Consider the following 14,213-nt stretch of genomic DNA (forward strand, 5'->3'; position numbering starts at 1 on the left):
CGGCCCTTTCCCGGGCCGGCAAACCCTCCCCAAGGTAGCACCGGCACACCCGGTTCGGGTACAATCGCGGATTGCCCAGATTCTTTGTCGTCCGCCCATGACCGAACTCCGCCGTATTCCTGCTTCCGCCACCACCGCCGCTGAGCCAGCCGCGCCGCCGCTCGTCATCCCGAGCCCGGCCGCCGGCGTGGCGGCGCCCAAGGTCGGCTTCGTGTCGCTCGGCTGCCCGAAGGCGCTGGTCGATTCCGAGCAGATCCTGACCCAGCTGCGCGCCGAAGGCTACGAGACCGCCAAGTCCTATGACGGCGCCGACCTGGTGATCGTCAATACCTGCGGCTTCATCGACGCCGCGGTGCAGGAGTCGCTCGATGCGATCGGCGAGGCGCTGGCCGAAAACGGCAAGGTCATCGTCACCGGCTGCCTCGGCGCCAAGAAGGACGCGGACGGCGCGGACATCATCACCAAGGTGCACCCGAAGGTGCTGGCCGTGACCGGCCCGCACGCCGTCGCCGAGGTGATGGAATCGGTCCACCTGCACCTGCCCAAGCCGCACGATCCCTTCGTCGACCTGGTGCCGGACCACGGCGTCAAGCTCACCCCGAAGCACTACGCCTACCTGAAGATCTCGGAAGGCTGCAACCACCGCTGCAGCTTCTGCATCATCCCGTCGATGCGCGGCGACCTGGTCTCGCGTCCGATCCACGAGGTGCTGCAGGAAGCGGAAAACCTGTTCAAGGCCGGCGTCAAGGAACTCCTGATCATCTCGCAGGACACCAGCGCCTACGGCGTCGACGTCAAGTTCCGCCTCGGCTTCTGGAACGGCCGCCCGGTCCGGACCCACATGACCCAGCTCACCGAGGAACTGGGCAAGATGGCGCGCCAGTACGACGCCTGGGTGCGCATGCACTACGTCTATCCCTACCCGCACGTCGACCAGGTCATCCCCCTGATGGGCGACGGCCACGTGCTGCCTTACCTCGACATCCCGATGCAGCACGCGCACCCGGACGTCCTCAAGCGCATGAAGCGCCCGGCCAGCGGCGAGAAGAACCTGGACCGCATCCTGGCATGGCGCAAGATGAACCCGGACCTGACCATCCGCTCCACCTTCATCGCCGGCTTCCCGGGCGAGACCGAGGAGGAGTTCGAATACCTGCTGGATTTCTTGCGCGAAGCGCAGATCGACCGCCTGGGCTGCTTCGCCTATTCGCCGGTGGAGGGCGCGACCGCCAACGAGCTGGCCGATCCGGTGCCGGAGAGCGTACGCGAAGAGCGCCGCGCCCGCGTCATGCTGCTGCAGGAAGAGATTTCCCTCAAGCGCATGCAGGCCAAGGTCGGCAAGACCATGCGGGTGCTGGTCGACGAAGTCGGCGCCCGTGAGGCCGTGGGACGCACCGCCGCCGACGCGCCGGAAATCGACGGCGTGGTCCACATCAAGCGCGCCCTCCAGCCGGGCAAGGCAAAACCGCAGGTGGGCCAGTTCATCGACGTGGTGATTACCAAGGCCGATGCGCACGACCTGTGGGCCACCGTGGCATGAACACGAAAACCGTGCAGACCTCGCTGATCCACAGCGACTACGAGGCGCCTGGCGGTTTCGAGGCCTTCCCGCCCGGCGTGCACCGCGCCTCCACGGTCCTGTTCGAGAACGTGGCCGCGATGCGCTCCGGGCAGTGGAAGGACAAGAGCGCCTACACCTACGGGCTGCATGGCACGCCGACCACGTTTACCCTGGAAGCGCGCCTGGCGCAGGTCGAAGGCGGCGCGCACTGCCTGCTGGCGCCGTCCGGCCTGGCGGCGATCGCGATGATCAACTTCGCGCTCCTGAAGAGCGGCGACGACGTGCTGCTGCCGGAAAACGTCTATAACCCGAACCGCGAACTGGGACGCTGGCTGTCGCAAGACTTCGGCGTGAGCGCCCGTTTCTACGACCCGATGGTGGGGAGCGGCATCGCCGATCTGATTCAGCCGAACACGAAGCTGGTCTGGACCGAGGCCCCCGGTTCGGTCTCGATGGAAGTGCCGGACCTGCCGGCCATCTGCCGGGCCGCCAAGGACAAGGGCGTGCCGGTCGCGCTCGACAACACCTGGTCCGCCGGCCTGGCCCTGCGCGGTTTCGACGTCGGCGCCGACATCGTCATGCATGCGCTGACCAAGTACCAGTCGGGCGGGGCCGGCCTCCTGATGGGCGCGGTGATCACCCGGGACGGTGGCTTGAACGAGCGCCTGGCGCAGGCGCACATGCGCCTCGGCCTGGGCGTCGGCGCCGACGATGCCTACCTGGTGATGCGTGGCCTGCCGACCATGAAGCTGCGCTTCGAGGCGCACGACGGGGCGGCGCGCAAGGTGGCGGCCTGGCTCAAGGCGCGCCCGGAGATCGCCAAGGTGCTGCACCCGGCCTTCGAGGACTGTCCGGGCCACGCGAACTGGCGCCGCGACTTCAGCGGCGCTGGCGGCCTGTTCTCGGTGCTGTTCGATCCGCGCTATACCGAGGAGCAGACCGACCGCTTCGTCGATTCCCTGCAACTGTTCGGCCTTGGCTACAGCTGGGGCGGCCCGAACAGCCTGGTGATGCCTTACCGGATCCGGGCGATCCGCAGCCAGTGGCAGGAGCAGGGCGTGCTGGTGCGTTTTAATATCGGCCTGGAAGACACGCGCGACCTGATCGCCGATATCGAGCAGGCCCTGGCCCGGCTGTAAACCCGCCCCGCCGGCGGTCGACCGCGACCGGCCGGCGCCATACCGCAAATCGCGGCGCTAGGCCGCGGCGCGAGCGTGGCCGAGCATTTCGACTACACCGGCAGCGACGGCTTCGCCTCGCTCCTGTCCTCGCTCGACATCACGATCGCCGGCACCAACGACGCGCCGATCCTGGCCAAGGCACTGGCCGACATGCACGTCAACTTCAACAAGGCGTTCTGGTTCCAGCTGCCGGCCGGCAGCTTCGTCGACGTCGACCAGGGCGGTACCCTGGTCTACTCGGCGACCCTGGCCGACGGCTCGGCCCTGCCGTCGTGGCTGAAGTTCGACGGCGCCACCGGCACCTTCTCCGGCACCGCGCCGAAGCAGGTCACGTCCTTCGACGTGCGCCTGAGCGCGACCGACAAGGCCAGCGGCGCCGGCGCCAACCTGTCGGTCTCGGACGTGTTCAAGCTGCACGTCAACCACGGCAACAACGGCGGCGGCAACGGTGTCGACGTGGCGCCGAACGGCCAGCAGACCGACAAGGACAGCCCGCCGGTGGACAACCCGTGGGTTCCTGCAGGCCAGCCAGAAGGTCAACGGCAAGATGCTGATGGCGCCGGCGCTCGAGAGCGGCTACCAGTATGGCGTCGACGATGGCGGCCATGCCCAGCTGGTCGGCGTGCATGGCGGCCATGGCGCGGAGCTGTTCATCGTCTGATCGAGGACAGGCGCAGGGGCACAAAAAAAGGGACGTTCGCGCTGGCGCGAACGTCCCTTTCTTCTTGCCGGATGCGGGGCGGACGGGCCGCCCGCCTGCTTCAGACCGGCATCGGGCGATTGCTGTTCAGGTCGAGGAAGCCGCGGATGATGCGGTAGGCCGCCCACAGCCAGGCCGCTCCCCACACGATCAGCGCGATCGGGATGCCGATGATGGTGATCGCCAGCACCCAGGCGACGACCGACCACACCAGGTACCACCAGAACGCCCGGATCATCCAGGTGTGATGCGAGTACACGATGGTGCCCTGGGTCTCCGGACGCTTGACGTAGTTGACGATCAGCACCAGGAGCGACAGCAGGCCGGCCGAGAACAGGAAGGTCAGGGCGTGGGCGACGTACAGGATACGCGCGAACTGCTTGGCGTCCTCGGTTCCGCGATCCATTACCAGGTCTTGCGACATCAGTTTTCTCCTTAGAGGAACACGGGAACGCCCCGTAGGCGACGATTGTAGCAGCCAGTGCTGCCGTTTTGCCAACATGAGGGCCGAAGGCGGCTTCTTCAAGACCGGCGCCGCGGTCTCACCTCAGCTGCGATTCGACCCAGGCGGCCAGGCGGCCGGCATCCATGGCCCCGGATTGGCGCGCCACTTCGCGGCCGCCACGGAACAGCGCCAGGGTCGGGATGCTGCGGATGGCGAACTGTGCCGCCAGGTCCTGGCTGCGTTCGGTATCGACCTTGAGCAGGCGCAGCGCCGGCTCGAGCCGCTGCGCCGCCTGGGCGAAGTGCGGCGCCATCATCTTGCAGGGGCCGCACCACTCGGCCCAGAAATCGACCAGCACCGGAATGTCGTTGCGGCCCACATGTTTCTGGAAACGCGCGCTGTCGACGTCGAGCGGGCGGCCGGTAAACAGGGCCTGGGCGCACTTGCCGCACACGGGCGCATCGCGCAGTCGCTCGGGCGCCAGCCGGTTCACCGCATCGCAGTGCGGGCAGACGATATGGATCGGTTCGCTCATCGGGTCCTCCTTCGTTGACAGACCTGGGTATTGTAAGCGGAACATCATGCGCCGCCCTCGCAGCGCGTTTCGTAGAATGGCGTCATTGCCATCATTGCCAGATTTATGACAGATCACGCCAATGTGCCGGGCCGCCTGCTGGTCGGCTGTGCCGGCTGGAGCCTGCCCAAGGCCGATGCCTCTTCGTTTCCCGTCGAGGGCAGCCACCTGGAACGCTACGCCGCCGTGTTTCCCATGGTCGAAATCAACTCGTCCTTCTACCGTCCGCACCGTCCGGCGACCTATGCCAAGTGGGCCGCCTGCGTGCCCGACGACTTCCGCTTCGCGGTCAAGGTGCCGCGGGCGATCACGCACGACGCCCGCATGGAAGACGTGGAGCAGCTGCTGGTGCAGTTCGCCGCCGAGGCCGGGGAGCTGGGCGACAAGCTGGGCTGCCTGCTGGTGCAGCTGCCGCCCAAGTTCGGCTTCGTCGACGAGACCGCCCGCAGCTTCTTCCGCCAGCTGCATGCGCTCTTCGGCACGACCATCGCGTTCGAGGCGCGCCATCCGGGCTGGTTCTCGGAGGCGGCGACCGCGCTGCTGGCCGAAAGCCGCGTCACCCGCGTGATCGCCGACCCCGCCGCCGGCCAGCCCGGCCCGCACGTGCCGACCAGCAGCGACGCGGTCTACGTGCGCCTGCACGGCACGCCGCGCATCTACTACTCCAGATACTCGCCGGAGTATGTCGAGTCGGTGCGGCGCGAACTGGCGCGCCAGACGGCGGCCGGGCGCACCTGCTGGTGCGTGTTCGATAACACGGCGGCCTTCGAGGCCGTGCCGAACGCCCTGCAACTGCTGCACGGCCCGGACGGGCAGATGCTGGACGAGTCCGCCATACCGCCAGCGCCATGGTGACCGCCAGCTTCCGCTTCTACGACGTGCTCGGCGACTTCCTGCCGCGCGAACGGCGCGGGCGCGAATTCAGCACCCCGTGCGCGCGCGCGGCCACGGCCAAGCACATGATCGAGGCGCTGGGCGTGCCGCACACGGAAGTCGAGCTACTGCTGGTCAACGGCGCGTCGAGCGGCTTCGATCACCTCCTGCGCGAAGGCGACCGGGTGGCCGCCTATCCGGCCTTCGGGACGCTCGACGTGCGCCCGCTGCAGCGCCTGCGCCACTGGCCCGAAGGGCGCCTGCGCTTCGTGGCCGACGCCCACCTGGGCGCGCTGGCGCGGCTGCTGCGCATGGCCGGCTACGACACGCTCTACGACAACCATTACCAGGACGGGCAGCTCGAGCGCATCGCGTTCGAGGAAGGGCGGGTGCTGCTCACGCGCGATCGCGACCTGCTCAAGCGCCGCGGCGTCGAACTGGGCTGCTACCTGCACGCGCTCGCGCCCGAGGCGCAGCTGCGCGAGCTGTTTGCGCGCCTGCGTCTGGGCCCCGGGATGCGGCCGTTCTCGCTGTGCCTGCACTGCAACCTGCCCTTGCACCCGGTCGCCAAGGCGGTGGTCGCCGGGCGCCTGCCGCCGCGGGTCGCCGAGCTGCACCGGGAGTTCACCACGTGCCGCCACTGCGGCCGGGTGTACTGGAAGGGCTCGCACCACGCGCGCATGGCAGCGCTCCTGCGGGGCGTGGCGGCGCCCCCGGCTGATGTAGAATTGCCGCCGACCCCTGACTCCCATTCCTGACAGCGTGAGCGAGCACCTTCCGCCGTTTCCTTTCCCCGTCCGCACGGAGTGCCCGCCGGGCGCCTGCGTGTGCGAACGCGACCGTGTGATGGCCGATCCCGGGGCCGACCACCGGCCGCTGGCGCTGACCCGCCAGCAGGAACAGAAGCTGGTCGAGCGCATCGAGCGCGTCGAGAGCTACGCCGACCTCAAGCACGTGCAGGAGCTGATCCGCAAGAACCTGGGCGCCGAGCTGCGCATCGAGCCGGGCCCGAACGAGGTGCGCACGGTGCGCGGGATCATCGTCGTGCTGGAAGAAAAACCCGGCTTGTGCAAGAAAGCGCGCCAGTCGGTGCCGGCGGCGGTGCGCCGCTGCCTGAACGAGCGCCCCGAGATTGCCTACGCCTTGCTGGATGCCCACGACCTGTTTGCTTCCCGCTAGCGCCGCCGCACGCGTTTCGCTTGGCTCTTATACAATGTGCACGAGGCGGCAACAGCCGCATGCATTCATCAGGAGAACAGCAATGTCGGGCTACAGCATCAACATCGAAGAGAAAACCCTGGCCGGAAACAACTTCCGCGAAGTGCTCTACACCACCGCGCGCAGCCAACTGGTCATCATGACCCTGCAGCCGGGCGAAGAGATCGGCCTCGAGCAGCATGAAGGCCACGACCAGTTCATCCGCGTCGAGGCGGGCGAGGGCGTCGCCATCCTGGATGGCGAAGAGCACAAGCTGGAAGACGGCGTCGCGGTGGTGGTCCCGGCCGGCACCGAGCATAACGTCATCAATACCTCGAAGACCGAGCCGATGCGCCTGTACACCCTGTACACTCCGCCGGAGCATCCGGACGGCATCGTCCACGCCACCAAGGCCGAGGCGGACGAGTACGAACGCCAGCACCACGGCCATTGACGGCTTGCCGCGGGCATGAAAAAGGCCGGCATGCGTGCCGGCCTTTCTATGCGCATGCGCTCAGCGCCGCCAATGGTAGGGGAAACGGGTGCCGATGTGGCCGCCCCAGCCGCGATGGTGCCCCCAGCCGCGGCCGAAGTTGAAGCCGAGACCGATCGAGACCGGCGGATAGTAGTAGCGCGGCTGGTAGATCGGCTCCGGCACGTACACCGGCTGCGGCACGTAGACCGGCGCCGGCTGCACATAGACCGGCGCCTGCTGCACCACCACCGGTGCGCTGCTATAGGTGGTGGTTCCGGCGTCCCCGGCGGCGGCCGCACGGGCGCCGGTGCCCAAGGGCACCGGCGTGACGGACACGACCTGCCACTGGCTCGGATCGCCAGAACGCGGATAGGCCTGGCTGCCGTAGTAGTTCGGGCCGGGCGCAGCGCAGCCGGCCAGCACGGCCAGCGACGCGGTAACAATGATGAGTTTCTTCATGACGGTCCTCCTGATGCCATCATGATAGGAAAATCGGTGCACTGTGCCGCGCGAAATTACACCCTGTTACAGACGCCCGGGCCCGCGACATCCGCTCAGCCGACCTCCGGCGCGCTCAGCGCGGTCAATCGCCGCAGCGGCACGGCAGCGGCCAGGGCCTGGTAGCCGGCATCGTTCGGGTGCAGCCCGTCGCCGCTGTTGTACGCACTGCGCAGGTAGTCCGGCGCCGCCGGATCGGCCAGCACCCGGTCCCAGTCGACCAGGGCGTCGAACGCGTTGGCCGTACGCAGCCAGCTGTTGACCTGCTGGCGCACGGTTTCGCGCGCCGCCGAGTTTCGCCCGGAACCCTGGATCGGCGGCAGCGTCGCCCCGACGATCGTGACGCCGCGTGCCCGCGCGCGCATGATCAGCTGGCGATATCCGTTGATCAGGTCGTCGCGCATCCGGGTCAGGGCGGTACTGGACGCCAGGATGATGTCGTTGATGCCGATCGCCACGATCGCGGACTCGACCCCGGGCGTGGCCAGCACGTCCCAATCGAAGCGTTCGAGCACGTCGTGGCCGGCCAGCAGCGCGTTCGGGTCGTCCACCAGTAGCCGGTTGCCGGCGATCCCCCGGTTCACCACCCCGATCCGTCCCGCCGTGCCCAGCTCCGCCTGCAGCCGGCGCGCCAGGTAGTCCGGCCAGCGCCGGTTCTGGTTCACGGTGCTGCCCTGGCCGTCGGTGAGCGAGTCGCCGATCGCCACGACGCAGGGCGCGCCGACGTCGACGTCCACTTCGGTGAGGAAGGGCCAGGACGCGAAGCTGCGCGTATAGCTGAACGTGGTGTTGGCCGCCGCATTGCCCGTGGCGACATAGGTCGAGGACCAGGAGTCACGGTGCAGCGTGCTGGCCCTGGCCGGCGCGCTGGCGGGAAAATACAGGCTGATGGCCAGGTCGGCGAAAGGGGCGAGCTGGAAGAACAGGGGATCGGACAGGACGGCGGCGCCGGGCTGGATGCTGACGTAGCTCCTGCCGCCGAAGGTCAGCGGATGGTTCGAGCCCGCGACGACCGCTTGCGCGCTGCCGCGCAGGCCGATCCAGGCGGCGTCGATGGCGAGCGGCGCGCTGCCCATCTGGTTCGACAGGCGCACGCGCACGCGGTTGCCGCCGATGCTGGCGCGTACGGCCATGCGGATTGTCTGGCCGCTGAAGTTGTAATCGTAGTAGCTGCCGGCGGGGGCCGGTCCGGCCGGCGCGCATCCCCAGCTTGCGCACCAGCCGGGCAGCGACTGTGCCGCGGCACCGAAGGGCGCCAAGGCTAGACTGCCTGCCAGGGCCGGCACGCCGAGGACGAAGCGCCGCCGGTTGTGGTCGGGAGTGCTGCACGTGTGGGCAGAATCGTGTGGATGGGAATCGGAAACGGACGGAAGCGACGTGCGGAAGGCCGGAATGGACATGGCATGCTCCTGACGAGTGAGGCGCAGCCGCGGCGCGGCCGCACCAATACCATAGACCAGCAGCGCTGCTCATCCAATCATGCGCGTCAGTTTCCTTGAGCTGCCTCTTGGTTTCTTACGGAACAAACGAACTATCGGAAACTTATGTCAATGAACAAGGTTCCGTAAACTCATCACATTCACTGGAGAACCGTGAGCAGACCATCCAGGCCCGAGAAGTTCAGGGCTAGCGCGGCCTGCGCGCGCACCACCGGCTTGGCGCGGAAGGCCACCGACAGGCCGGCGATGCCCATCATTTTCAGGTCGTTGGCGCCGTCGCCCATCACGATGGCCTGGCGCGGCTCCAGGCCGTACTGCGCGCAGACGCGCTGGACGGTACGCATCTTTTCTTCCGCATCGACGATGCCGCCGAGCACGCGGCCGGTCAGCTTGCCGTCCGCCACCTCCAGCACGTTCGCATGCGCGACGTCGAGCGACAGGCGCTGCTGCAGGCGCTCGGTGAAGAAGGTGAAGCCGCCCGACACCAGGAGGGTCTTCAGTCCCGCCGCCTGCACTGCCTTCAGCATCGCTTCGCCGCCCATCGAGATGCGCAGGCGCTCGTCGTAGACGCGCTCCAGGCTTGACGCAGCGAGCCCTTCGAGCAGGGCCACGCGGCGCGTCAGGCTGGCCGCGAAATCCAGTTCGCCGCGCATGGCCGCCTCGGTGATCTCGGCCACCTGGGGCTTGAGGCCCTGCATGTCGGCGATCTCGTCGATGCACTCGATGGTGATCAGGGTCGAGTCCATGTCCATGGCCACCAGGCCGAAATCACGCAGCGTGCGCCCGGCTTCGATGAAGCAGGCATCGACCCCGGCCTCGAAGGCAGCGGCGTCGACGCGGTCCTTCAGCTGCGCCGAGAAAGGGACATCCTCGCAGCGCAGGGCATGGTCGCCGAGGCGGGTCTCGCGGCTTGGCTTGGCCAGCGCGGCCAGGCCCTCGAGCGTGTCGAAAGAGGCCTGCGGCCCCTGCAGCACCAGGTTCATCGTCATTGTGTTTCTCAAGCGAGCAGTTGTTTGATGGTCTGTTTTACCTGCGTCACGCGGGCCGCCAGGTCGGGCATGCTGGCGCTGATGCGCAGCTTGTCCTGGCCGGCCAGCTTGATGTGGCGGTTCTTCTGGATCAGCGTGATGATCTTGACCGGATCGATCGGCGGCTTTTCCATGAACTGCAGGTTGGCGGCTTCGCCGTGGGCGTCGATCTTGACGATGCCGACCGACTTCGCCGCGATGCGCAGGCGGTGAGTCTCGATCAGGGCCTTGACCTGGTCCGGCATCTTGCCGAAGCGGTCGATCAGCTCTTCCTGCATGGCGTCGATCCGCTCCTGGCTTTCGCAGTTGGCAAGGCGCTTGTAGATCGACAGGCGCTCGTGCACGTCGCCGCAGTAGTCGGACGGCAGCAGGGCCGGCACGTGCAGGTTGATCTCGGTGGTCGAGGACAGCGGCGCGGCCAGGTCGGGCTCCTTGCCCGCCTTCAGCGACTTCACGGCGGCATTGAGCATGTCGGAGTACAGCTGGAAGCCGACTTCCAGCATCTCGCCCGATTGATTTTCGCCCAGCACCTCGCCGGCGCCGCGGATTTCCAGGTCGTGCATGGCCAGGTAGAAGCCGCTGCCCAGTTCCTCCATCGCCTGGATCGCATCCAGGCGGCGTTGCGCCTGCTTGGTCAGGCCGCTCACGTCGCTCACCAGGAGATAGGCATAGGCCTGGTGGTGCGAGCGTCCCACGCGGCCGCGCAGCTGGTGCAGCTGGGCCAGGCCGAAGCGGTCGGCGCGGTGCATGATGATGGTGTTCGCGGTCGGCACGTCGATGCCGGTCTCGATGATGGTCGTGCACAGCAGGATGTTGAAGCGCTGCTGGACGAAGTCGCGCATCACCTTCTCCAGGTCGCGCTCGTGCATCTGGCCGTGGGCCACGCCGATGCGCGCTTCCGGCAGGAGTTCCTGCAGCATGGCGCGGCGGTTCTCGATGGTCTCGACCTCGTTGTGCAGGAAGTAGATCTGGCCGCCGCGCTTCAGTTCGCGCAGGCAGGCTTCGCGGATGATGGAGCCGTCCTCGCTGCGCACGAAGGTCTTGATCGCCAGGCGCTTCTGCGGCGCGGTGGCGATGATGGAAAAGTCGCGCAGGCCTTCGAGCGCCATGCCGAGGGTGCGCGGGATCGGCGTCGCGGTCAGGGTCAGGACGTCGACCTCGGCGCGCAGGGCCTTCAAGGCCTCTTTCTGGCGCACGCCGAAGCGGTGTTCCTCGTCGATGATCACCAGCCCCAGGCGCGTGAACTTCACGTCCGAAGAGAGCAGCTTGTGGGTGCCGATCACGATGTCGAGCGTGCCGTCGGCCATGCCCTTGATCGCATTGTTGATTTCTTTGCCCGTCCGGAAGCGCGACAGCTCGGCGATCTTCACCGGCCAGTCGGCGAAGCGGTCGGCGAAGGTCTGCGCGTGCTGCTCGGCCAGCAGGGTGGTCGGGGCCAGGATCGCGACCTGCTTGCCGCCCATGACGGCGATGAAGGCCGCCCGCAAGGCCACCTCGGTCTTGCCGAAGCCGACGTCGCCGCACACCAGCCGGTCCATCGGACGGCCCGAGGTCATGTCCTTGATGACGTTGTGGATGGCCTCGAGCTGGTCCGGGGTTTCGTCGAAGCCGAAGCTGGCGGCGAAGTTCTCGTAGTCGGTGCTCGAGTACTCGAAAGCGTGACCCTGGCGCGCAGCGCGGCGCGCATACAGGTTGAGCAGTTCGGCGGCGGTGTCGCGCACCTGCTCGGCGGCTTTGCGCTTGGCCTTGTCCCACTGGCCGGAGCCGAGGGCGTGCAGCGGCGCATCTTCCGGCGAGGTGCCCGAGTAGCGCGAGATCACGTGCAGCTGCGAGACCGGCACGTACAGCTTGGTCTCCTTGGCGTACTCCAGGTGCAGGAACTCGGTCTCGCCTTCGCCGAGATCCATGCTCATCAAGCCCATGTAGCGGCCGATGCCGTGGTTGATGTGCACCACCGGGTCGCCGATCTTCAGCTCCGACAGGTCGCGCACCATCGATTCGACCTGGCTGGTCGCTTCCTGCTTCTTCTTGCCGGCGCGCCGGCCCGAGCCCGCATACAGCTCGGTCTCGGTGATGAACACCATGCGATCGGCATGGTCGTCGCACAGTTCAAATCCGGCCTGCAGCGGCGCCACGCCGAGCGCCAGTTTCGCGCTTGAAGCGCGCAAGCCCGCGAAGCCTTCGACGGGCGCCAGTTCCAGTCCGTATTCGTGGAAGTATTGCTGCAGGGTTTCGCGCCGGCCGGCCGAGTCGGCGACGATCATCACCCGCGCATCCTGGCGCAGGAGGTAGGCCCGCAGGTTCGTCAGCGGATCGTCCAGGCGGCGGTTGACCGCGATGTCCGGGATCGGCGCCGACAGCTCCGAGGCCGGCGCGGCCGCATCCCTGGCGATGGTCCAGCGGCCGTGCGGCTTGGCGCAGGTGAAGAATTGCTCCGCGCCCAGGAACAGTTCGCGCGGCTCGAGGATCGGCCGTTCGCGGTCGCTTTTCAGGAATTTGTAGCGCGACTCGGTATCGAGCCAGAAGCGCTGGATCGCCGCTTCGATGTCGCCCACCAGGGCCAGCATGGCGTCCTCGGGCAGGTAATCGAACAGGGTCGCGGTTTCTTCGAAAAACAGCGGCAGGTAGTACTCGATGCCGGCCGAGGCAATGCCGTTGCCGATGTCGCGGTAGATCGGCGAGCGCGAAGGATCGCCCTCGAAGCGCTCGCGCCAGCGGCCGCGGAAAGCGGTGCGCGCGGCTTCGTCCATCGGGAATTCGCGGCCCGGCAGCAGGCGCACTTCCTTGACCGGATACAGCGAGCGCTGGGTATCGGCATCGAAGGTACGGATCGACTCGATCTCGTCCCCGAACAAATCGAGGCGGTAGGGCAGCACCGAGCCCATCGGGAACAGGTCGATCAGGCCGCCGCGCACCGAGTATTCGCCCGGCGACATCACCTGCGACACGTGCGTATAGCCGGCCAGGGTGAGCTGGGCCTTCAGCCTGGCCTCGTCCAGCCGTTCGCCTTGCCGGAAGAAGAAGGTGTAGGCTGCCAGGAAGGACGGCGGGGCCAGCCGCACCAGCGCGGTGGTGGCCGGCACCAGCAGCACGTCGCAGTGGCCGTTGCGGATCTCGTGCAGCGTGGCCAGGCGTTCGGACACCAGGTCCTGGTGCGGCGAGAACGCGTCGTAGGGCAGGGTTTCCCAGTCCGGCAACAGGTGGCAGGACAACTTGCCGTCCGCGAACCAGGGTATCTCGTCGAGCAGGCGCTGGCCGTCGCTGGCATTGGCCACGACCACGGTCAGCATCTGATTCGTGCCCTTCAACGCCAGCGCGGCAGTGGCGAGCGCATACGCGTCGCTCGAGCCGTGCAGGGCGGGCAGGGCAAAACGGGTTCCTGGCTTGGGGAGATTTTTCTTGAGATCGAAGGGCATTGAGCGCGCAGTGACGTTCGCAACAGTGGTGGGCAATTATAGACGAATGGTCGGCGCCGCGCCGGGCAGGACGCCCGGGCGAATCGTCATCCTGGCCGCGCTGCCGGTTTTTTGCGAGGTGAAGAATGAGAAGTGCAATGAAGCATTTTTCCGATCCGGGCGCGGTCGCGCATTACCACCAGGGGCCGCCGTGCCTGGTGCCGGGATTGTCCGACCTGCAGCGCATGGCGCGGGTCCTGCTGGCCGAACGCGCGCCCACGGACGCCCGGATCCTGGTGCTGGGCGCCGGCGGCGGGCTGGAACTGAAGGCCTTTGCCGAGGCCCAGCCCGGATGGTCGTTCGATGGCGTCGATCCCTCGCGCGCGATGCTCGAACTGGCGCACGACACCGTGGGGGAACATGGCGGGCGGGTGCGGCTGCATGAAGGCTACGTGGACGCCGCGCCGGCCGGTCCCTTCGATGCCGCGGCCTGCCTGCTGACCATGCACTTCATGCCGCCGTGCGAGCGGCGCCATGCGATGCGCGTCATCCGCCGGCGCCTGCGGCGCGGCGCGCCCTTCGTGGTGGCCCACATGAGCGTGGCCGGGGACGAGGACGAACGCGCGCTCTGGCTGGCACGCGACGAGGCCTATGCGGTGGCCGCCGGCGCGCCGCCCGAGCAGGCGCGCCAGCGCCGCGAACTGATCGAGCGGGTCTTGCCGGTGCTGGCGCCGGAGCAGGACGAGGCGCTGCTGCGCGACGAGGGCTTCAAGGAGGTCAGCATGTTCTACGCGGCCGGCGTGTTCCGGGGCTGGGTCGGCTACGCTTGATGTCATGCCGACTGCGC

Annotated in this window: 14 protein-coding genes; 8 read left to right on the forward strand and 6 right to left on the reverse strand. The window is 67.7% G+C overall.

The genetic code is table 11. The features are described from left to right. Window positions 1-97 precede the first annotated feature (97 nt). The 3 genes from rimO to MasN3_RS12160 all read left to right on the forward strand — a co-directional run bounded on the left by rimO (window position 98) and on the right by MasN3_RS12160 (window position 3,561). On the forward strand, window positions 98-1,540 hold the full coding sequence (rimO, locus tag MasN3_RS12150) for a 30S ribosomal protein S12 methylthiotransferase RimO (RefSeq protein WP_281914348.1): 1,443 nt from the start codon (window positions 98-100) through the stop codon (window positions 1,538-1,540). Further along, entirely contained in the window at window positions 1,537-2,700 is a 1,164-nt protein-coding gene (locus MasN3_RS12155) for a cystathionine beta-lyase (protein ID WP_281914349.1), read from the forward strand. Before rimO ends, MasN3_RS12155 begins: the two co-directional genes overlap by 4 nt. A 75-nt stretch (window positions 2,701-2,775) precedes the next feature. Beyond that, a complete protein-coding gene (locus tag MasN3_RS12160; RefSeq protein WP_281914350.1) occupies window positions 2,776-3,561 on the forward strand; it encodes a putative Ig domain-containing protein in 786 nt (261 codons plus the stop codon). Here the strand turns inward: MasN3_RS12160 and MasN3_RS12165 are convergent. After that, on the reverse strand, window positions 3,504-3,866 hold the full coding sequence (locus MasN3_RS12165; RefSeq protein ID WP_281914352.1) for a DUF4870 family protein: 363 nt from the start codon (window positions 3,864-3,866) through the stop codon (window positions 3,504-3,506). The genes MasN3_RS12160 and MasN3_RS12165 overlap by 58 nt on opposite strands. A gap of 118 nt (window positions 3,867-3,984) precedes the next feature. Further along, the gene (gene trxC / locus MasN3_RS12170; protein ID WP_281914354.1) at window positions 3,985-4,422 is read right to left on the reverse strand and encodes a thioredoxin TrxC; all 438 of its coding nucleotides are present in this window, start codon (window positions 4,420-4,422) and stop codon (window positions 3,985-3,987) included. Window positions 4,423-4,527: 105 nt separating this feature from the next. Between trxC and MasN3_RS12175 the strand changes: the two genes are divergently transcribed. The 4 genes from MasN3_RS12175 to MasN3_RS12190 all read left to right on the forward strand — a co-directional run bounded on the left by MasN3_RS12175 (window position 4,528) and on the right by MasN3_RS12190 (window position 6,985). Then, window positions 4,528-5,316: a DUF72 domain-containing protein gene (locus MasN3_RS12175; RefSeq protein WP_281914355.1), complete on the forward strand. Its 789-nt coding sequence runs from the start codon at window positions 4,528-4,530 to the stop codon at window positions 5,314-5,316. After that, the gene (locus MasN3_RS12180; RefSeq protein ID WP_281914357.1) at window positions 5,310-6,092 is read left to right on the forward strand and encodes a Mut7-C RNAse domain-containing protein; all 783 of its coding nucleotides are present in this window, start codon (window positions 5,310-5,312) and stop codon (window positions 6,090-6,092) included. Before MasN3_RS12175 ends, MasN3_RS12180 begins: the two co-directional genes overlap by 7 nt. A gap of 88 nt (window positions 6,093-6,180) precedes the next feature. Further along, the gene (locus tag MasN3_RS12185) at window positions 6,181-6,513 is read left to right on the forward strand and encodes a hypothetical protein (protein ID WP_281914492.1); all 333 of its coding nucleotides are present in this window, start codon (window positions 6,181-6,183) and stop codon (window positions 6,511-6,513) included. Between the two features lie 82 nt (window positions 6,514-6,595). Then, complete coding sequence (locus MasN3_RS12190; RefSeq protein ID WP_281914358.1) at window positions 6,596-6,985, forward strand: cupin domain-containing protein; 390 nt, start codon at window positions 6,596-6,598, stop codon at window positions 6,983-6,985. A gap of 60 nt (window positions 6,986-7,045) precedes the next feature. On the opposite strand, the gene MasN3_RS12195 is transcribed toward MasN3_RS12190, so the two are convergent. From MasN3_RS12195 to mfd, 4 genes are all read right to left on the reverse strand, one after another. Beyond that, on the reverse strand, window positions 7,046-7,465 hold the full coding sequence (locus MasN3_RS12195; RefSeq protein ID WP_281914359.1) for a hypothetical protein: 420 nt from the start codon (window positions 7,463-7,465) through the stop codon (window positions 7,046-7,048). Window positions 7,466-7,560: 95 nt separating this feature from the next. Then, a complete protein-coding gene (locus MasN3_RS12200; RefSeq protein WP_281914360.1) occupies window positions 7,561-8,904 on the reverse strand; it encodes an SGNH/GDSL hydrolase family protein in 1,344 nt (447 codons plus the stop codon). 179 nt (window positions 8,905-9,083) lie between these two features. Beyond that, window positions 9,084-9,926: a phosphoserine phosphatase SerB gene (gene serB / locus MasN3_RS12205; RefSeq protein WP_281914493.1), complete on the reverse strand. Its 843-nt coding sequence runs from the start codon at window positions 9,924-9,926 to the stop codon at window positions 9,084-9,086. Window positions 9,927-9,940: 14 nt separating this feature from the next. Further along, a complete protein-coding gene (gene mfd, locus MasN3_RS12210) occupies window positions 9,941-13,387 on the reverse strand; it encodes a transcription-repair coupling factor (protein ID WP_281914361.1) in 3,447 nt (1,148 codons plus the stop codon). Between the two features lie 137 nt (window positions 13,388-13,524). On the opposite strand from mfd, the gene MasN3_RS12215 reads away from it, so the two are divergent. Then, a complete protein-coding gene (locus tag MasN3_RS12215; RefSeq protein ID WP_281914363.1) occupies window positions 13,525-14,196 on the forward strand; it encodes a class I SAM-dependent methyltransferase in 672 nt (223 codons plus the stop codon). Window positions 14,197-14,213 lie beyond the last annotated feature (17 nt).

It is taken from the genome of Massilia varians (assembly GCF_027923905.1).
Classification (GTDB): domain Bacteria; phylum Pseudomonadota; class Gammaproteobacteria; order Burkholderiales; family Burkholderiaceae_D; genus Telluria; species Telluria varians_B.